This is a genomic window from Lactobacillus sp. CBA3605 (genome assembly GCF_002970915.1).
Lineage (GTDB): Bacteria > Bacillota > Bacilli > Lactobacillales > Lactobacillaceae > Lactiplantibacillus.
Genome location: NZ_CP027190.1, coordinates 651430 through 671329, shown reverse-complemented (window position 1 = coordinate 671329; position 19900 = coordinate 651430). Strand labels below are relative to the sequence as shown.

20 protein-coding genes, 2 tRNA genes and 1 other RNA gene are annotated in these 19900 nt (G+C 42.4%); 17 read left to right on the top strand and 6 right to left on the bottom strand.

Annotated elements, in window-relative coordinates; translation table 11 throughout:
* Positions 1-2 precede the first annotated feature (2 nt).
* The 9 genes from C5Z25_RS03375 to C5Z25_RS03335 all read left to right on the top strand — a co-directional run bounded on the left by C5Z25_RS03375 (position 3) and on the right by C5Z25_RS03335 (position 9049).
* The gene (locus C5Z25_RS03375) at positions 3-878 is read left to right on the top strand and encodes an alpha/beta hydrolase (RefSeq protein ID WP_105451330.1); all 876 of its coding nucleotides are present in this window, start codon (positions 3-5) and stop codon (positions 876-878) included.
* Positions 879-1358: 480 nt separating this feature from the next.
* The gene (locus C5Z25_RS03370) at positions 1359-1523 is read left to right on the top strand and encodes a hypothetical protein (RefSeq protein WP_105448841.1); all 165 of its coding nucleotides are present in this window, start codon (positions 1359-1361) and stop codon (positions 1521-1523) included.
* A gap of 60 nt (positions 1524-1583) precedes the next feature.
* Positions 1584-2357 (top strand): NrtR DNA-binding winged helix domain-containing protein, encoded by a 774-nt coding sequence (locus tag C5Z25_RS03365; protein ID WP_105451329.1) that lies wholly within the window; start codon positions 1584-1586, stop codon positions 2355-2357.
* Positions 2358-2451: 94 nt separating this feature from the next.
* Positions 2452-3621: an MFS transporter gene (locus tag C5Z25_RS03360; RefSeq protein ID WP_105451328.1), complete on the top strand. Its 1170-nt coding sequence runs from the start codon at positions 2452-2454 to the stop codon at positions 3619-3621.
* A gap of 176 nt (positions 3622-3797) precedes the next feature.
* A complete protein-coding gene (locus C5Z25_RS03355; protein WP_105451327.1) occupies positions 3798-4979 on the top strand; it encodes a hypothetical protein in 1182 nt (393 codons plus the stop codon).
* 232 nt (positions 4980-5211) lie between these two features.
* Entirely contained in the window at positions 5212-5502 is a 291-nt protein-coding gene (locus C5Z25_RS03350) for a hypothetical protein (RefSeq protein ID WP_105451326.1), read from the top strand.
* A gap of 49 nt (positions 5503-5551) precedes the next feature.
* Positions 5552-6106, top strand: coding sequence for an ECF transporter S component (locus C5Z25_RS03345; RefSeq protein WP_105451325.1), 555 nt, complete (start codon positions 5552-5554; stop codon positions 6104-6106).
* A 176-nt stretch (positions 6107-6282) separates the two neighbouring features.
* Positions 6283-7758 (top strand): WxL domain-containing protein, encoded by a 1476-nt coding sequence (locus C5Z25_RS03340; protein WP_105451324.1) that lies wholly within the window; start codon positions 6283-6285, stop codon positions 7756-7758.
* Positions 7759-7885: 127 nt separating this feature from the next.
* Entirely contained in the window at positions 7886-9049 is a 1164-nt protein-coding gene (locus C5Z25_RS03335) for a DUF998 domain-containing protein (protein ID WP_105451323.1), read from the top strand.
* A 315-nt stretch (positions 9050-9364) separates the two neighbouring features.
* On the opposite strand, the gene ssrA is transcribed toward C5Z25_RS03335, so the two are convergent.
* Positions 9365-9736: a transfer-messenger RNA gene (gene ssrA / locus C5Z25_RS03330) on the bottom strand.
* Between the two features lie 55 nt (positions 9737-9791).
* On the bottom strand, positions 9792-10718 hold the full coding sequence (locus C5Z25_RS03325; protein WP_105451322.1) for a DMT family transporter: 927 nt from the start codon (positions 10716-10718) through the stop codon (positions 9792-9794).
* 424 nt (positions 10719-11142) lie between these two features.
* Between C5Z25_RS03325 and C5Z25_RS03320 the strand changes: the two genes are divergently transcribed.
* The 6 genes from C5Z25_RS03320 to C5Z25_RS03295 all read left to right on the top strand — a co-directional run bounded on the left by C5Z25_RS03320 (position 11143) and on the right by C5Z25_RS03295 (position 17714).
* The gene (locus tag C5Z25_RS03320; RefSeq protein ID WP_105451321.1) at positions 11143-11871 is read left to right on the top strand and encodes a response regulator transcription factor; all 729 of its coding nucleotides are present in this window, start codon (positions 11143-11145) and stop codon (positions 11869-11871) included.
* Complete coding sequence (locus C5Z25_RS03315; protein WP_105451320.1) at positions 11868-13385, top strand: sensor histidine kinase; 1518 nt, start codon at positions 11868-11870, stop codon at positions 13383-13385. The genes C5Z25_RS03320 and C5Z25_RS03315 overlap by 4 nt, the downstream gene beginning before the upstream one ends.
* A 168-nt stretch (positions 13386-13553) precedes the next feature.
* A complete protein-coding gene (locus C5Z25_RS03310; protein ID WP_105451319.1) occupies positions 13554-14735 on the top strand; it encodes a class I SAM-dependent methyltransferase in 1182 nt (393 codons plus the stop codon).
* Between the two features lie 225 nt (positions 14736-14960).
* Positions 14961-15818, top strand: coding sequence for a GRP family sugar transporter (locus C5Z25_RS03305; protein ID WP_105451318.1), 858 nt, complete (start codon positions 14961-14963; stop codon positions 15816-15818).
* A 209-nt stretch (positions 15819-16027) separates the two neighbouring features.
* Positions 16028-17377, top strand: coding sequence for a glucose-6-phosphate isomerase (locus C5Z25_RS03300; RefSeq protein WP_105448828.1), 1350 nt, complete (start codon positions 16028-16030; stop codon positions 17375-17377).
* A gap of 145 nt (positions 17378-17522) precedes the next feature.
* Positions 17523-17714 carry a hypothetical protein gene (locus C5Z25_RS03295; protein WP_105451317.1) on the top strand — a complete coding sequence of 64 codons (192 nt, stop codon included), beginning with the start codon at positions 17523-17525 and terminating at the stop codon, positions 17712-17714.
* Between the two features lie 140 nt (positions 17715-17854).
* Here C5Z25_RS03295 and C5Z25_RS03290 read toward each other — a convergent pair whose 3' ends face one another.
* The 4 genes from C5Z25_RS03290 to C5Z25_RS03275 form a co-directional block, all read right to left on the bottom strand.
* The gene (locus tag C5Z25_RS03290) at positions 17855-18121 is read right to left on the bottom strand and encodes a hypothetical protein (RefSeq protein ID WP_105451316.1); all 267 of its coding nucleotides are present in this window, start codon (positions 18119-18121) and stop codon (positions 17855-17857) included.
* 23 nt (positions 18122-18144) lie between these two features.
* On the bottom strand, positions 18145-18372 hold the full coding sequence (locus tag C5Z25_RS03285) for a hypothetical protein (protein ID WP_105448825.1): 228 nt from the start codon (positions 18370-18372) through the stop codon (positions 18145-18147).
* A gap of 337 nt (positions 18373-18709) precedes the next feature.
* A tRNA-Glu gene (locus tag C5Z25_RS03280) sits at positions 18710-18782 on the bottom strand.
* 45 nt (positions 18783-18827) lie between these two features.
* Positions 18828-19034: a hypothetical protein gene (locus C5Z25_RS03275; protein WP_105451315.1), complete on the bottom strand. Its 207-nt coding sequence runs from the start codon at positions 19032-19034 to the stop codon at positions 18828-18830.
* Positions 19035-19195: 161 nt separating this feature from the next.
* Between C5Z25_RS03275 and C5Z25_RS03270 the strand changes: the two genes are divergently transcribed.
* Together C5Z25_RS03270 and C5Z25_RS03265 are read left to right on the top strand one after the other, a co-directional pair.
* Positions 19196-19267: transfer RNA gene (locus tag C5Z25_RS03270), tRNA-Gln, on the top strand.
* A 208-nt stretch (positions 19268-19475) separates the two neighbouring features.
* Positions 19476-19868: a YxeA family protein gene (locus tag C5Z25_RS03265; protein WP_105451314.1), complete on the top strand. Its 393-nt coding sequence runs from the start codon at positions 19476-19478 to the stop codon at positions 19866-19868.
* The last annotated feature ends 32 nt before the right edge of the window (positions 19869-19900 follow it).

The following is a 19900-nucleotide window of genomic DNA, read 5'->3' as shown; positions in this document are numbered from 1 at the left end:
TGATGTTACGAAAATTAAAGTTTCTTAAATGGCTTGTCTTGGCGCTAGTGTTGGTTGTTGGGTTAAGCGGTTGTACTAAAAAGCCAACAACAACGTCGACGACTGCTAGTCATGTGAGTAAAAAAAAGCAGTCACCCTATCTTAAAAGTACGCGGCCTACGTTTTATGTGCACGGCTTTCAAGGCAGTGCTAAGTCAACTAATACATTGATTAAGCATGCCGTTAAAACGGCGCATGCCGATAAGGTGCTCGTTGCCACGGTTAGTACCACCGGGACAGTGACGTTAACGGGGCACTGGTCCGCGCAAGCGCGCAATCCAATTATTCAAGTCGTTTTTAAGAATAATTTAGCGCAATACGAGCAACAAAGTGCGTGGTTGGCAAAAGTCATTACGACCGTTCAATCACAGCATGCATTTAAAACGTATAATATTGTGGCGCATTCTGCGGGGTGTGTGGCGAGTGTTAATATGGCAATGACGACCCAGGCCAGCGGTTTTCCGAAGCTGAAAAAGTTAGTCACCATTGCAGGGCCCTTTGATGGGGTCGTGGGTGAAGATGATGTTGCTAATCAAAATTCGTTTCTGTCATCTGGTGCCCCCAAATATTTACATGCAGCTTATGACTTGTTAGCTGCTAAACGCACGAACTTTCCTCGTGGAGTGCAGCTGTTAAATGTGGTGGGTAATTTAGATGACGGCACGAACTCTGACAGCTTAGTGACCAATGTTTCAGCGCGGTCAATCAAGTATCTGTTACGGGGCCGTGACGTGCATTACACTGAAGCTGACTTCCATGGTAAAAAGGCGCAACATATGCAGTTACATGAAAATGCTAAGGTTGCTTTGACCGTGAATCGCTATCTATGGCATCGTTAAAGAATCACCGACTAAAGCTGAGCTTGGGGCAAACGCCCAGGCTCAGCTTTTTTGGCGCATGGATTTAATTAAGCCAAAAACAAAAAATAAGCCAGTCGTAGCATTTCATATAGGGCGTATAAGGCCACCAGATAAACGGCGGAAATGCCGCCATAGACTAAATAGTGATAATAGCGCATGTTAAAGCCTCCTCGAGATTGTTTAACTGTAGTGTAAAACGTTTTCATTGACGAAACAATCGAAACGCACTCGGTTTAAGCGGAAAGTTTAAAAATAACCTAACTTAAAGTCAAAGCATTAGCTAAAAGCTTTTGGGTGTGGTATGGTTGATACTTAGTTTGGGACATGTGGAGTAACCAAACGTAACTGAAGAATCTCAGATTTTGATTAAAGTAATTTTAGTATGAAGTACGATGCCCTAGTATCAGTACCCAGAATTATTTACAAAATTTCCTGAGCATTAGGAAAGGACGTAATAAAGTGCGTGTAACAATTAATAAAGGCCAAGTGGTCTATCAAGACATTCCACTCATGACCGCTAGACAACGTTATATTAAAGCGGATGTCTGGGAAATTAAAAAAGCTATCATTGAAAAATCAGCGATTAACGGCTGGACAGTGGAAGCTTTACAACAATTTAATTAAGCTATTAATGGTAGGCCACGACGCAAATTGTCGTGGCCTTTTTGTGGGAGTGAAGTTACGATGAATGTATCACAAGTGGTCAATCGACCTTTAATTAGTATTACCAATGTTATTTGGAGTTTTGATCCGGTAACACAACAGTTATTAGTCTTATTATTGCAACGGTCAACGGCGCCGTTTAAGGACACATGGGGCCTACCGACGACTTATTTGCGGGCGGATGAAAGTGCGGATGCGGCGGCGCTACGCTTAGTACGCGAAAAATTAGACGTCACGTTACCAAGTTTGCATACAGAACAACTGGCGACATTTACGAATGTCCATCGGGGCAGTGGTGAACGTGAATTAGCATTGACCTATATGGTTTATTTGCCAGTTAAGCCAACTTTAATACCAGGCTATGGCGCTAAAGCGGTCCAATGGTTTACGGTAACCCCAGCCGGTGATCGCGATGATTTAGTCACAGCGAATTTGGCGTTTAAAGGCTTACCCGATTCAGTGAGTCGGGCGGTTTACTATGCCAATCCGGATCGGTATGCGACGACGGCTGGATTGACCGCGGATCATACGTTGATTTTACGAACAGCCTTTACACGAGTTCGGAATCGTTTAGCGTATGCACCGACAATTTTGTTGGTTTTGGGCGACCGATTTACCCTGAAGCAAGCGCGTGAATTATATGCGATTATGCAACGGAAATCCGTTACAGCCATTGATAACTCCAATTTCCGCAAAACTCACGTCCATTTATTTGATGAAATTGGTCTAACTAAAAAGCAAGGTTCTGGACGACCGGCTAAAGTCTATCGATTGAAAACAGTAGTTGACAGTTAAATTTTGGCATGGTAATCTGATGGCACCTTAAAGGTAAAAAAGACCTAAAATATAACAGCGCTGTTATTTAGGACAATCATGGGGGATTGAAACGATGGAAGTAAAGGGCAATCGGCTCTTGTTACTAATCGGAACTGCGTGGCTTTTTGATGCATTGGATGTGGCCTTATTATCATTTATTATGCCGGTCATTAAGGAAAGCTGGCAGTTGTCAGCGGGTCAATTGGGGGCCGTGGGGGCGGTAACCTCGTTAGGAATGATTATTGGGGCACTCGGCTGTGGTTATTTAGCCGATAAGTTTGGGCGTAAGCCAGTGTTAATTGCAACCTTGTTATTATTTTCAACTGGTAATTTATTATTAACATTAACACCAAATGTTGGCTGGTTTTTAGTGGTCCGCTTGATTACGGGGATTGGTCTTGGTGGTGAGCTACCAGTGGCTGCGGCCGTAATTGCGGATAATTTTACTGGGACTAAACGAGCGCGAATGCTAGTGTTAGTCGATAGTTTTTGGGCTTTCGGTTGGATTCTAGCGTCAATTTTGGCGTTCTTGGTCATGCCACGGTTTGGCTGGCGGGTGACGGTCTTAATCACAGCCTTAATGGGTGTATATGCTCTATTAATGCGCCGTCACTTACCAGATCCGAAACCAATTACTAGTCATAAGTTAGGTTTTGGCCCAGCTTTGAAGCGAATTTGGTCAACGGAATATCGGCAAACAACGATTTGCATGAGTATTTTATGGTTTGTCATCATGTTTGTTTATTATGGGCTATTTTTATGGTTGCCAAGTGTCTTGGTGTTGCGGGGATTTTCAATCGTGCATAGCTTTGGTTATACGATTTTAATGAGTTTAGCGCAATTACCTGGCTATTACTTGGCCGCCTGGTTGATTGGTAAGTTACCACGGAAGCTTGTTTTAGCGATTTACATGCTCGGAACCATGATTAGTGCCGCCGTTTTTGGGGTCGCTACCTCGGAAACGATGCTTTTAATCAGTGGGGCGTGGTTATCGTTCTTCACGTTAGGCGCATGGGGCATTATGATTGCGTTCACGCCAGGTCAATTTGAGGCAAGTATTCGTGGGATGGGCATGGGATTTGCACAGTCAATTGGTCGAATTGGTGCGACTATTGGTCCTTATTTGATTGGGGTGCTAATTGCCGTAGGATTCAAGATTCCCGCTATTTTCGCCATTTTTGTTGGCGCCTTATTAATCGGTATTTTAGTGGTCCTCTTAGGTTTACGTGATGCGGATCGTTAATTAAATAAGACCTGTTGAGGGTGGTCAAAAATCGAATAGTTACAAGCAAGCGGCGGTCATTCTGGTTTTGAGAATGATTGCCGCTTTCGGTGCACTTGATGAACGATGCAAACACGTATTTCATGCTTTAAATGGTATGATAGGACATATCAAAAATACGAAAGTGAGGCTTAACAATGGCCGTTGGTTTAATCATTATTGCTAGTCTAGCCGTTCTGGGTTCAGGCTATAATTTTATACGATTACAACTTGATTGCCGCCAACTTATTGATTACCAATTAAGTTATCATAAAACGATGACACCAACTCAAATTCGGCATAGTCGGCGTTTCTTCTTTAAGAGTGAAATTCAAAAGTCGTCAGCTTATCGAAAGTTAAAGGGCTGGAACCGGCTTGGTAGGGGCTTAGGGATTATTGGTCTAGTTCTAATTGGCTTACAATTGCTTGATGTAATGACTTTTTTTGACAATCAGCAGGCTTGGTTCACTGCTGGTTGGGCAATGATGTTAGTTGGATTTAGTCTAGCTTGGGTGGTTAATTGGCGGTTGCGGCAGCAGTTATTGCAAGTATTGACACCAGCTACGGCCAGCAAATCGGTGGACTTGATGATGACGCCCGCACCACTTGGTCAACAAGCATTACGACATCGACTAGGCTTGGGCGTCAGTGTGAGTGTCTTTTTAGTGGTGACGACCCTGGCTAGTGCGTTGTCAATCTTACCGGCTGAAGGAGTTGTCACTAAAGTGGACCAATTATTGGCTAGTCGTCCGGCAGGTATTTCAATGACAGAATCACAAGCGACATCGGCCACGGTGTCAAGTAAGTCGCAAGGTTCAGCGACTAAGACGAGTAATGACACCACGACTACCACTAGTAGTAGTCGTGCGGAAAGTCAATCAGCGGGGGTTGATCGGGCTGAGCAGGATGCAGCCTATGTGCGAACTTTGACGCCCAAGCACGAAGCCTATTTGACGACGCAAGAAAAAGTTGGCCTGATTTCGATGTATTATTTAGCGATAACACATGGATCACCAGCGGGGATGGAAGATGATCCGAGTGTGACGTATACCTATCACTTGATTAGGAACTATCAACCGTTAACGATTGTGCTGAAAGCGACTGGTACCAAAAATGAGTTCTTTTATCTAGCGCAAATAGATAAGCAAAATCATGTTCGGTTGTATCATTTTACCAGTCAGACGCCAACTGAGTTGCATGGATTGGTACCGGCTTATCAAGAATATCCGCAGTCTAAAGTTAAGCTTGGTCAATTGATTGCGGGCTATTATTCGGAAGCGGATGGGGCATATCATCGAACAATGTGGGCGATGCAGGCCGGCGATGCTTGGCAGTATTAAGCGGTGGTTAATATAAATTTAATCGTGGTTTTGATTACGTTAATGAACTAATTAATTGGATTTGATGGCTAAAATTGTTGACGGTGCGATGATCTAGTTTCAAAATGACCCATAATATTTTTTGTTACCGAGTAAGAAAGCCGTCAGACCAGCTTTTTTTGAGGTGTTTTAAGTTGCGAACGAAGCGTTTAGATTCTATGATAAAGCCGATAAAAAGATTGGAGTGGCGTAGATGACGACGGCAAATGTGCGGCTAAAATATCAAGCAGGTGACCGACTCAAAATGCAATTAATGCTAGCTGATGCGAATTTAGAAATTCAAACAGATCAAGTTTTACAACGCCTAGTTAGGCGAGCTAGCCGGCGTCTAAACTTAACGGGTGCTAGTCAGACGGTTGCTCATCAAATTGCAGTTGATCTGGGGTATTACTTGTTTTGCCATCAGTATCAAATGCCACGGGCTGCCTATGATTTATTGGCGGTTGCGGAACAGACCTTAACCGGATTAGTGCCAACCTATTGAAGCTGGAGAAATTTAAATATATCACAGAGAAGATTGAAAGAGGGATTTTATGGAAAGCACCAAGCGATTAAGAAAACTTGTATTTACTGGCTTATTTGCAGCAATTATATTTATTGGGATTAGTGTGGTTCGGATTCCGTTGCCAGCAATTGTTGGCCGACCTTTTATTCATTTTGGCAATATTCTAACGGTCATTGCGGTAATGTTGTTGGGTTTTGGTTATGGGGCCATCGCTGGGGCAATTGGTTTAGGCCTCTTTGATGTATTGAATGGCTATGCAGCCACAGCCTGGCTAACGATTTTAGAGGCTATTATCCTGGCGGCTGTCGTTAGCTTGGTTTTTCGTGTGGTTGGATATGATGAACATAATTTAGCTAAGTTGTATGTGGTTGCCTTCATGGCCGGTGTGATTAAAGTGGTGACGTCATGGGGGAGTGGCGTGATCATGGCACTGATGGCCGGAACAACCTTGAAAGTAGCAGTAATTGGGGCTTTTACTAGCTTATTGGCAGCGGTGATTAATGCCGTGGCGTGCTTGGTAGTAGTCCCAATTTTATATCGGTTGTTAGTTAGATTAGGGTTTAATCGTCGACGCTTCAATTAAGGGGGCCGATGCGAGCGCATGTGCTTCATTAAACATGGGCTTTTTTTGTTGCCATTGAGTTAAGCATGGTAAGATGGATGTCATGTGTCATGATAGTTAACAGACTGAATGTTTTTGGTGTAAAATGGACCTATTAGACTAAGCGACCGAGTGAACGATATTAGGAGTGAGTAATTTTGCGACAGAAACGGGGATTATTAAGATTCTGTTTATTTTTATTGGCATTATTTATGGGGTGGCAGTTAACGACGGTTGGTCAGGCAGCCACGTCGTTGACTGCCTTGACGAGTAATTATAATACAATACCTGGTAGAAGACTTACCGGGAGTGGCTATACCATCAGTTCCTATCCGACGCTTAGTGCGGTTAAAGCTAATAATACGAGTGGCGGTCGTGTGACCACTGCGACAACCCAAATCTCCATTCAATTTACCGGTTCGATGACGATGTCTAGCAGTGCTGACGGTGGTTTTGCTTCGGCATACTTTGATGTGATGACTGCGGATGGGACAACGGTTAGTACTGGGGCACCAACTTTAATTAATGGTAAGGGTGCTACGTCGATGTCGCTTGCTAAGACGCAGACCATTACGGTGGATTTAGCGAAATTAAAAGATGATTTACCCTTGTACATTGGATTTACGTTTACGCCTTCAAAAGAAGCGACGACTAAAATTAGTTATGGCTTTGCTCAGATTACGGGGAATACTAATTTGACCCCTAAGATTTCGACCGTACTGTATTCGACTTCAATGAGTATTATTGGGACTGGGACAGTTGTCGGAGATACAATTAGTAGTGATGTTAATAGTGTTTCAACTTCTGTTATAGCTGGTACAGGTTATTTTTTGAATTTAGGAACAACTTTAATTGGGAAAAATAGTGTGACGATTACTGAAAGCAACGAGTTTGGTGATAGTGGAACAGTGACAGCGCCAGTGCAGCGAACGATTACCTTAGCAGCTGATAACAAGGATTTAGCCCTGACCAATGATGAGATTGACTCATTAGCGGGAAAGAGTGATAGTGAGGTGATCCAATGGCTAGCGACTAAGGGCGGCATCACGGCTAAGTATGATGATGACGAGACTAGTGATGGCATTAATATCACATCGAGCGATACCGGGTTAGCTGCTGAGTTAGCCGCCCTGGCTGAAGGGGACAGTACTGACTTGACTTTATCTGCGAGTGATAGTAACAATAACAAAGCTACCGATGACTTGAAGTTGAACGTTACGCGGTCTGTGGGAACATTGAGTTTAGACACGGTATCGGACAAGGTTAGTTTTGGGAGTAATGAGGTCCCGGTGAAAGAAACCTTAATTAATCCAACGAGTAACTGGCAAGTCACCATTAATGATACTCGAGCTAAAGGGGCTAATTGGTATCTATATGCCTCTGCGTCAACGTTGACTTCGGCGAATACAACGTTAAAGGGTAATTTGATTTATCGCGATGGGACTGCTGATAATCAGGTGATAACCAATCAATCGACGCTAGTTGCTTCCGGTGCTCGTGCCAGCGATACGACGAATGCGACGGCGGACTGGTCAGCTAATAAGGGGATCTTTTTAGACGTCCAACCAGGCGTGGTTGCCGGTGCTTATAATGGGACGGTTAACTGGAGTTTACAAGATACCCCTGATAAATGATAAATAGCTTTTTTGTTAGTACCCCCCGTAACGCTCAAGGTTACGGGGGTTTATGTTGCCATTCATGATTATCCGAACAATAAACTTTGGTATAATCAGAGACAGACGACTTATCTTGGAGGCATAAATGAAAGCTAAAGATTTTCAATTAACCATTCCAGCTGATATTGGCGAACGTTTGCAACTGGAAAACAAAACAACTGCGAAGTTAATCGTTAAACGGGGGCGGTTAGTCGTACAATTTGATGAATCTCGCTTAAGTATTTTTCAAAAGCGGGTTTTAGCATGGCCATTGATTCTAGCTTTGATTGCAAGTTGCGGTTATTACTGGTTTTGTGGGTGGCAACAGCACAACTATGTCCGATTAACCGGGAACGATTCACTGGCAACGACGATTATTGTCGTGGGCGTTATTATGGGAACATTGCTATTTGCCATCTTTTTTATTCACGACCGGAATAATCCGAATAATCATTTTGCTAAAAATATTTATTGGCGAAACTTTCCCGTGATTGTCCTATCCTTTGCACTGATTTTAGGGCTGGTGTTAACGGGCAGTATGTGGCTATTAGGCATGTTGTTTAGAGGAGCAACTTTTGATCGGTTTACGGCCAGTATCATTTTATTTGTGTTTGGTATTTTTATTAATTTAGCCATGATTTATTTTGCGTTAATCGTGGATGCGACCATTTTAACGACGGTATTAACTTTAGTGATTATTAGTGGCGTCGTGATTTCGATGGCAGTCAATGATCAACGTTATTGGTGGCATCATAACTTGAGCTTTTTAGGAACGACGGATGCCTCCAGTGGGTGGCAATTTAATGCGACTTTGATTTTGTCAGCGTTATTAATGTTAGCTTTAATTGATTATTTATTTGTCAGTTTACGGCGTACTTTTCCAAAGTCCCGGCAACTCTTTGTTTTAAGAGCCTTGTTGACTTTAACGGCTGTTGATTTAGGCTTAGTGGGCGTTTTTCCCAACAATGTTGCTTACCATGCCTTACATGATCAAGTTGCCATTTTTTTAGTATATTTTATTATTGCGTTAATTGTCGGGATTCGGTGGTTATTGCCACAAATCAGCAAAGACTTTTTGTATTTATCAGATGGGGTTGGTATCGCTTTGGTCGTCGCGGCCGTTCTATTTCAAGTGGTGGGCTATTTTTCATTGACCGTCTTTGAAATGGTAGCTTTTGTGATGGCCTTCGGGTGGTTGCTGATGCTGTTAGATCGGATTGAAGCGTTAATCGACTTAGGGATTGAAAGTAAGATCACACGTGGCAAATAAATCGTGTTAACCGGTTAGGGCGTAAACGTCACAATTCGACTGGAAAACACTCAAAAATCCCCGCAACTATTAGCCGTAGTTGCGGGGATTGGTGTCTCTAAAGTGCAAAGCTAATCGCAATGTCGTTATGCTAATAACCATGCGGATGAGGACAAAATAAAAAGCCATCGGTTAAGATGACTTTACATACAGCTTGCCAGTATTTAATGGTCGTTATGATTAGTACTGAAATTAGCGAACGTCACTTATACTAACAACTGTATAATGGCGATATAACAAGTGTTCTGGAGCTTGTTGTATCGATTTGAAACTCATTAATGGAGATGGCGAGAGTCGAACTCGCGTCCAAGCATATTGCCCTTCGGATATCTACGCTCATATTCATACTATTTAAAGTTCATCACTACAAACGCCGTATGACAGGGCACCCAGTAATGACTAACCTGATTAGTCTCTTCTCGTTACTTCAGGTGGGAGTATTGAGCGTGAGTCCACTAAATTTAAGACCCAGATCCAGAACATGGACGATCCTGGGAGGATCTACGTTAAGCGCTTATTAAGCAGCTAAAGCGTAAGAATTATTATTATTTTTTGCAGTTATAATTTAAACTGAGCGTTTTTACGTAGACGCAACCTACGAAACGCAATCCGAACTCAAACTATACCTGTCGAATCCAGAACATCCCCAAATTCAACACTACCAGTGTAGCATAGCTTGGATTAACTGCCAACTAATAAGTTTTTAGCTCAGTCGTTGATGAAGTTGGTGCAGCATTTTACGAACGTTCAGCGATAAGACCATGACTGCCAGGATAATCAAGAGACCCCCAAATAAATCAAAGCTAGTGAGTTGAATGTGTAAAAACAAGACGGAACAAATGGTCGCTGCCAAGGGTTCAAAGGCATCTAGTAGGCTAGCTGTCGTCGGCAAGATATCACTTAAACTACGGGCAAATAGCCAAAATGGCACGACCGTTCCTAGCACAATAATTAAGCCAATCAGGCTGATCTCACTAATAGTTAAGGTGAGGTGTAACCGCCACATTGGTTGTAAGGCCATCAAGAAAATCCCAGCAATCAGCAGGCCCCAACCGGTAACCGTGGGGGCACCAAATCTTGGCAATAATGAGCGTGGAATTAAGGTATTAGTTGCAACCCCTACGGCTGATAAGCCACCCCAGAATAAAACGGCGGGTGAAATAGCTAGACTATTTAAATGCCCGTGGGTCACAATCAGGAGGGTGCCAATAAAGGCCATTAACATCCCAATTCCTTCGGCCCGGGTCGGCCGCACCTGTTTAAAAATTAAAAAATAAATACTAATAATAAATGGCCCTAAAAATTGAATAATGGTTGCCACTGGCGCATTGCCAACTTTAACGGCTTCAAAATAGCAAAGTTGAACGGGAATGAGTCCGAGTAAGCCGTAACTAACGACTTGCCAACCGTCACGAGCATGGGCCAATAAGCGCAAGGGCTTAGCGCCGCCGAGTTGACTACATAGTAATAAAATTAGGCCAGCGCTGATCATGCGAATCTGGGTGAGCCACATCGCCGTAATTCGGGGATTGTTAAGAAATAAATGGCTAGCAGCGACCCCCGAGACGCCCCATAAAACGCACGCAGTACTAGCTAAAAGGACGCCCCGTAAATGATGTTGACGTGTCATTGGACGGGCCACTTCCGACTAAATGTTGATTTGATAAACATTGATTGCACCCCTTTAATAATGAAAATTAGCAAAGCAAGTTTCATTATAGCAAACGAATGGGCGATAACTGGTGGTGTTAGCGATTATTCACGTAATTATCATGGCCCTATTATTTTTAATGGTTAAGTCGCTAAAATAGCTTAATCGAGTTTGTTTCTACTATATTAAGGGTTTTAATTAGTAGACTGTAATTTGATGACCATAGTTATTTCATAAAACCGGCATATTTTGTTACAAATTTGTTGATATACTAAAACTGAAAATTAGCGTAAAGTGGGGTATGATATTAGTTAGGCCAAGCGTTCGGTAACTAAGATAACCAAGCGAACCTGGCATAAATTTATCGATAATAACCTTACGATAAACTTGGAGGACGATGTTAATGAAATTACTAATGATTGAAGACAATAAATCAGTTTCTGAAATGATGGCCATGTTTTTTAAAAAGGAACAGTGGGATGCCCATTTTGCCTATGAAGGTAATGAGGCAGTCAAGATGTTTAATGAAGATGTCGATGGTTGGGATATGGTGACCCTTGATTTGAACTTGCCTGGTAAAGATGGCATGCAAGTTAGTGCAGATATTCGCAAAGTTTCACCAACTGTACCAATTATTATGTTGACGGCGCGTGACTCAGAGAGTGATCAAGTTTTGGGCTTGGAAATGGGTGCTGATGATTATGTAACCAAACCGTTTTCACCAATTACATTGATTGCCAGGATTAAAGCGTTGCATCGACGTGCTGACTTAGGTAAAACCGTGACGACGGAACCGGCGGAAAATGTTGTCAGTGATTTTGATGTCCAAACCGATCATTTTAAGCTAAATACTAAAACGCGGGAAGCTTACTTGGCAGACCAGCAGATTGCTGATTTGACGCCTAAGGAGTTTGATTTATTGAAGACGCTCGCGCAAAAGCCCCGGCAAGTATTCTCGCGCGAACAACTTTTACAACTGGTTTGGGATTATGAATATTATGGGGATGAACGCACGGTTGATGCCCATATTAAAAAGTTACGGCAAAAAATTGAAAAAGCCGGTCCCCAAATCATTCAGACTGTTTGGGGGGTTGGTTATAAGTTTGACGATAGTGGAGTTGACGCTAAATGAAACTGATCTACCAACAAATGTTGTCCTTTTTTGCCGTCATTATTACCGTCATTGTGGTGCTCGGGTTTGCGTTTATTCGGACCACCAAAACCATGATTTACCAAAATTCATGGCAGCAGCTACAGCAATATGCGACGAGTATTGAAAAGGAAGCCATTCGTTATAATACGAAAACGCATAAGGTGGTTGGTTTTAATCAACAATTTTTAAACGATGGGACCGCCATTTTACGTGACCAGCATATTCATTTTTCGGTTTATGATGCCAATAAAAAGATCGTTTATCCGAATACGTTGGGCATGGGGAGTATGCCAAATGGGGCCTTTTATGCGCCGAGTATTTCGGCTAGTGATTGGAAAAAGTTGAAGCGCAACAAGACGATTACTAAGTCGCCGCACGTCAGCTTTAAGTCACGTAGACACGATCGGCCAGTTAATACACCATCTTTGAAGACGATTGATGTTTTAGTCCCGTTATTTTACAAAAATGGGACTACGAAAAAATTCGTCGGGGCAATTTCGATTGGGTCGTTTGAACAAACGTTACAAGCCAATGAGCAACAGATTGAAAATAATCTGTTCATTGCGTTGCTAGTTTCAGGGATTACGGCTTTATTGTTAAGTTATATTCTTGCACGCTATTCAGTTCGACGGATTAATCGCTTGCGCTACGCAACGCATTCAGTGGCCAACGGTGATTTCGATATTCAAGTTGACAGTAATCACAAAGATGAAATTGATGATTTGGCCGATGATTTTAATGGAATGGTGACGTCTTTACGTGCTTCGGATGATGAAATTAAACGCCAAGAACAACGGCGCCGTGAGTTTATGGCGGATGCAGCCCATGAGATGCGGACACCGCTAACGACGATTAATGGATTGTTGGAGGGGCTCGCGTATGATGCAATTCCAGAAGAGGATAAGGGACATTCAATTGAGTTAATGCAAAATGAAACCAAGCGGTTGATTCGATTAGTCAATGAGAACTTAGACTATGAAAAAATCCGGACTGGTCAGATTGCATTGAACAAGACCAATTTTGATGGCACTGCTGTTTTAAATAATTTAGTTGAACAACTCACAAAGAAATCAGCGGCAGCGGATGATCAATTCAAGCTTACCGCGCCCGCCGAATTACCCGTTTGGGCGGATTATGATCGCTTTGTGCAAGTGCTATTCAACATTATGCAAAATGCGATTCAATTTTCACAAAACAGCATGATTGAGGTTACGGCACACCGCACGGCCCATGCGGCTGTTGTGGCGGTCCAAGATCATGGTATCGGGATGACTCCTGATCAAGTGAAAAATATTTGGGAGCGGTACTACAAGGCCGATCCATCTCGTAAAAATACGAAATATGGTGAATCTGGCTTAGGGTTAGCGATTTCTCATCAATTGGTCCAACAACATGGTGGATCGATTGCGGTTGAAAGTGAAGCTAATCAGGGCACTTGCTTTACCGTGACTTTCCCGGATAAAGGTTTTGATAAGCCAATAATTGAAGATTAAGTGGGTTTAGCTGTCAAAAGGATTGAGATTAACGTCGCAGTCCTTTTTGTTTGGGCAGCAAACCAGTTCACTCTCGCACTCCGGACCCGAATATGTTACTCTTAATAGGGCTGTGAACAGCGATTTACCGCTATTTTAGATAAGAAAAGAACGAATAGGAGCAAACAAATGCAAAGCGTACAAATTACAGGTAATTCTCAACGAAAAGTCAAAGATGGCTATCCGTTATTAGTGGAAGAAGATTTAAAAGATCCCAGCTTACGATTGACAGATGGGTCTTTCGTAAGATTGATGGCAAGTTCGCAATTTATGGGCTATGCCTTGATTGCAAAGCATCGACGTCAATTGGGTTGGGTCTTGAGCTTAGATGAAACGCAAACCCCAACGCCAGATTACTTCCGAAAATTATTCAAGCAAGCCTTGATTCGGCGGGAAACGTCGATTGATGGTCGTTTACCACACCGGGTATTTAATGCAGCTGGTGATGGCTTAGGCGGGGTGACGATTGACCGTTATGGTGACTATTATGTCTTTACTTGGTATGCCGAAGGAGTTTATCAACAACGCGACATGATCTATGCGGCGTTTGAGACGGCAACTGATCATCAATTCAAAGGGATTTATGCAAAGTTACGGTTTAACGTGGAAGAAGCTAACTTAAAGAGCCAGTTAGTGACTGGGACGGAAGCACCGGAACCATTACTGGTTACTGAAGGTGAAGTGACTTATCCGGTTAACTTGAAAGATGATTTAACAACCGGCTTGTTGTTAGATATGCGACCAATCCGGGATTGGATTGCGAGTGCCGAACTTCAAGGCAAAACGGTCTTAAACTTGTTCAGTCAAGAAAATGGGATTACAGCGGCAGCCGCAGTGGCTGGTGCCGCTAAGACCATCTCGATTGAAACCAATAAAAAAGGAGCAACCGCGACTGCTGAGCAATTGGCGATGAACAATATCGATCCCGATAAGCACGAAATTCGGACAATTGAAGCGAACCGTTACTTGGACTATACCGAGAAACATCATTTGAGTTATGACGTTGTTGTTGTCACGGCGCCAACTTTTGCACGAATTAAAAAGCAAAAGTTCCAAGTAGCGACTGATTTGACAGCTTTATTGACGCAAGCCTTGCCAACCGTCCGGCGCGATGGTCAATTAGTGGTTGCAACGACGGCTAACAATTTCTCGATGAATAAGTTTAAGGAAGCTGTTACCGCGGCGTTTGATGAAAGTGATCGGCAGTTTACCATTACCGAAACGTTCCGATTACCAGCTGACTTTGTGACGCGTAAAGCCTATCTGGCTAGCAACTATTTAAAGGTACTTGTGCTAACGCTCGATAAATAAGTTAATTATGGCTAAAATTAAAAAAATTTAGCACTAAATTAAGGGACCGTTTTCATTAATTGAAAACGGTCCCTTATCGATAAGAAAACGAATTCATGAAAATATAAAATGATTTATTTTCATAGTGCAAGCGCATTTTTTAGCTGGTAAAACGGTTACTTTCCTGTTAAAATTGTTTTTTGTCGTTAGGCATGAGAGAAAACATAGAAATGAGGATTTAGATTAATGGGAATTCTAATTGCACTGATTCCTGCGATTGCGTGGGGTAGTATCGGCTTGATTAGTGGTCATATGGGTGGTTCTGCGCGGCAACAGACCCTTGGTATGACAATGGGTGCTTTGGTATTTGGGCTCATTCTTTGGATTGTGGAACAACCAGCTCTAACCGCAGCGGTATGGATTACTGGGATTGTTTCTGGGCTATTTTGGAGCGTTGGTCAAGGCCAACAATTCACGTCAATGAAAGCCATTGGGATTTCACGGACGACGCCAATGTCAACTGGGATGCAGTTAGTGGCGAATGCCTTAGCTGGTGTCTTGCTGTTCAATGAATGGCATGGCCGGATGTATTGGATTGGCTCAATTTCAGTCATCATTTTGATTGCTGGGGCGGTTTTAACGTCGCTAACTGATCGAACTGACCCGAATCGGAAAGCGTCTGAAAGTTGGGGTGTTGGGATTCGAGCGTTGATTATTTCAACAATCGGGTATGCTGGTTATACGATTGTTGTGCATTATGGGAACGTTAATGCGCAAGCAGTTGTCATGCCCCAAGCGGTTGGGATGCTAATTGGCGCCTTAGTTTGGTCCTTTAAAGACAAGCCTTGGTTAGAAAAAGCAACATATCGCAATATCGTCACCGGACTTGTCTGGGGGATTGGGAACTTATTCATGTTCATGGCGATGGCCCAAATCGGTCAAGCAATTGCTTATTCGCTATCACAAATGGGGATTGTTATTTCAACCTTTGGGAGTATTTACTTACTCGGTGAGCGGAAGACGAAGCGTGAGATGGTTTACGTGGTAATCGGTTCGATATTGGTCATTGTTGGTGGGATTGCATTGTCACTAATGAAAGCTTAATAAAATGAATCAATTTATCAATAAAGATGTCAAAAAGTAACGAAGTTCGGTAACGATTAGGTTATCGGCTTCGTTTTTTTAATAAATTTAGTTATTTTTTTACATAAATTGCGAAAATTTACGAAAAAAACGGGTAAGCGCTTTTCATTCGCTTCATTCGTATTGTATAATGTGAGTTGTTAAATATGTATAGAAAGAGGTAATTATAAATGGCACACATTTCATTTGACAGCTCTAATTTGACTAAGTTTGTTCACGACAACGAACTTGGTGAAATGCAAGCAATGGTCACAGCTGCTGACAAGGAGCTGCGTGAAGGTACTGGCGCCGGTAACGATTTTCGTGGCTGGTTAGACTTACCAACGGATTACGATAAGGAAGAATTCGCCCGCATTAAATCAGCGGCTAAAAAAATTCAATCTGATTCAGATGTCTTAGTTGTAATCGGAATTGGTGGCTCATACCTTGGTGCGCGAGCAGCCATTGAATTTTTACATGAAACTTTCTGGTCATCACTTTCACGTGAAGACCGTAAATTCCCACAAGTTGTCTTTGCTGGGAACTCAATCTCATCTTCATACGTTAATGACTTAGTTCATTTAATCGGTGACCGTGACTTTTCTGTTAATATTATTTCGAAGTCTGGGACGACGACTGAACCTTCAATCGCATTCCGGGTCTTCAAAGAAAAATTGGTTGCTAAGTATGGTGCCGAAGCTGCTAAAGGCCGGATTTTTGCAACAACTGACCGTAAGCGCGGTGCATTGAAGCAAGAAGCTGATGCTGAAGGTTACGAATCATTCGTTATCCCTGATGATGTTGGTGGTCGTTTCACTGTCTTAACTCCAGTTGGCTTGTTACCAATTGCAGTTTCTGGCGGCGATATTGATTCATTGATGAAGGGTGCTGCCGATGGGAAAGCCGTTTATTCTGACGCTGACTTAAGCAAGAATGAAGCTTACCAATATGCTGCTTTCCGGAATATCTTATACCGGAAGGGTTATACCACTGAAATTCTTGAAAACTACGAACCAAATATGGCGATGTTCTCAGAATGGTGGAAGCAATTAATGGGTGAATCCGAAGGTAAAGACCAAAAGGGGATTTACCCATCATCTGCTAACTTTACGACTGACTTACATTCATTGGGTCAATATATCCAAGAAGGTCGTCGTAACTTGATGGAAACTGTCGTTAAAGTTGACAATGCAACGAGTGATGTTGCGATTCCTAAGGAAACTGAAAACCTTGATGGTTTGAAGTATCTTGAAGGTAAGACGATGGCTCAAGTTAACACCAAGGCTTTTGAAGGGGTTATTATGGCCCACGTTGATGGCGGTGTTCCTAACATGGTTGTTAACATTCCTAGCCAAGATGCTTATACTTTGGGTTACATGATTTACTTCTTTGAAGCTGCAGTTGCTATTTCTGGTTACTTAAATGGGATTAACCCATTCAACCAACCAGGGGTCGAAGCTTACAAGAATAACATGTTTGCCTTACTTGGCAAGCCTGGCTACGAAGAATTAACTGCAAAGTTAACTTCACGCCTTAAGTAATAAAATTTACTAAAATAATTATAACGAAGGTCCCACAATCGCTAGCTTGCCTAATGATTGTGGGACCTTTTATGAATTTAAGAGCGTTTTGAAGATAAAACTAGTATAATAAATGCAATTAGAAAATTAATGAGGATACCACTAAATGAAAAAACTGAATTTAATTGAAAGTATTTTAATTGTCATTGGATTGATCATGTTCGGCGTTGGTAGCAAAGTTCAATCGGTTAACACCGCTTTACCATGGTTACAGTACGCTGGTTTAGGTCTGGTATTCATTACTGGGTTAGGTGACGCTATTTATCGGGTAGTCACGAAGCATAGCTTTCTCAAGTGATTGTTTTTAGTAATTAAAAGGCAGGCTTGGACAAAAGAAAACAGTCACTGCAAGAAAGTTATGAATTCTTGCAGTGACTGTTTGTCATTAAGCGGGCCGAAACGTGCGCCAAAAGGCAACTTGTCCCAGTCGCTTTTTAATTATAGATTAAGTGCCAACGAATAAATAATGAAGCCCCCAACTAACATGACGAGAATTGCAATGACTAGCCATAAAACGTTGTAAGCAGCCCGGCCAAACCGATACTGTAAGTGTAGCTTGGCTTGAGAATGATCGTGTTGCGCATTAAATAAGGATGCGTTGGCGTTTTTTACCCAGTCAGCGCCATTTTTACCGTAATAAGGGTTAATACTGCGATGGCGGTCGGTTCGACCATCATGCCTGGCTAACGGTTTATAGAGTTGCATCTCAATCCCCTTTTCGATGGTTTTTAGCTCTTTTGAGCCTTGTATGGGACAGCGTAGTTCTTAGGTGCATCACTGGCCTTGGCGTACTTCCAGTGGCCGGACATCTTCTTCTCGAGGGGGGCGTTTTCTTTGATACAAGTGAAGCGCGAGCCAACGGAGTTTTCAATGATAAAAATCCGGTTAAATTCGTGTCGTGTTTGGACGATGTGACAATCTTCGTGTTCAATCCCGAAAACATCTTTATAGACCAAAAAACATTATCTCCTTTATTTTGACAATCTGAAACAGTTAATTTTTACTAAACGTCGATTTAAGAGACGTTCTTTACCAGTAGCAACATCTCTATTATAAACCCCAGACCAACGGCGTAAAGTCTATTTGCTCGATAAGTTAACTTAATTTCAAACGGTTAGGCCGAAAAAACAGTGTTAGTTGTTCATTTTGTTGCCGTATCAGGACCGATTCAGTAAATGGTTGTTTTGGACCGAACTTGGCAAAATAGGTCATTTTAGCGAAAAACAAAAAGGTCTAAAACACTGATATATCAGTGTTTTAGACCTTAACGGTTCTTTCGGATGCTTGAATTAATCGCCCGCACGGGGATCGAACCCGTAACTCCGCCTTGAGAGGGCGACGTCTTAACCAATTTGACCAGCGGGCAAATTCAATTACTATCTTAGCGAAAACTGGTCAGCTTGTCAATCATTCATTTTAAGCGGAGTCGTAAAATCGTGACAATAACTAGGCCGATAAAAAGAATGAGACAGTAGCTGACGCTACACCAGAAGACAAATGTTAGGAGTTGTGGTAATAAAAAAGTTCGCATGACAGCTAGGCCAATAGCGGTGACTGCCCAGACAATTAATTGCTGCCGAAGCTGATTGAATAAATGGGTAAGTTCTTTAAAGGTCAAAAGGGGTTCCTCCTTAGTATTCAGTGTGGCGGTCTGATGACTAAATTACAAGTCAGAATACTGAATTGTATTGAAATTGATCGTTAGTGATTAAGCGGATTAAATTCAGGTTCAGGTCTTGACATGATTTCATCTTACGGTTAATATTAAAGAGTTGTTATTGGGTATTCGCCAAATGGTAAGGCCGCGGACTCTGAATCCGTAATTTACTGGTTCGAGCCCAGTATACCCAATTAGATTGTCGTATAAGCCATCAATGAAGCCGTCCTGCGGTTAGTTGATGGCTTTTTTTGTAAGCTGAAAATTATTAAGAAATAGTTGACTTGGTTAGCAATTTCTAAAAGTGCTTAAGAAAGCCATAGCCCCCCTAGGCAATAGTTGGCTTCCTTGCTAAGCTTAGTCTTATCAACAACTAAATGATAGTTGCAGGGGGACGTCAACATGAAAAAAGGATTAATTGGGTTAGCAGTCGTTGGATTGGTTATTTTAGGTGCGCTATTCGGTTCTAAACAGGTGACAAAAAATCAAGGGACTGAATTGGCGATGGCTTTGGACAATGTGAATCCGCTGGTTAAAGTCAGTACCGTTTATGCGTTAACGAATACCGCCGTTAAAAAAGGCACCGGCCAAATGGGTGAAACAATCTATACGTATCGGATGGAAACCTATGATCAGGCTGGTAATGTGCGTTGGTTAACCTTTACAGCGGATAAGCGGTTACGCTTAAAGAAATATCTGAAAATTGAAACTAAAGGTCAAAATGTGAACAGTTGGACGGCAGTTGAGCAGACCACCGTGCCAGCTGAGGTCGTTCAAAGACTCGTTGAAAGTTAATTCAGGCGAGGGGGTCATGGCCCCTGAATATG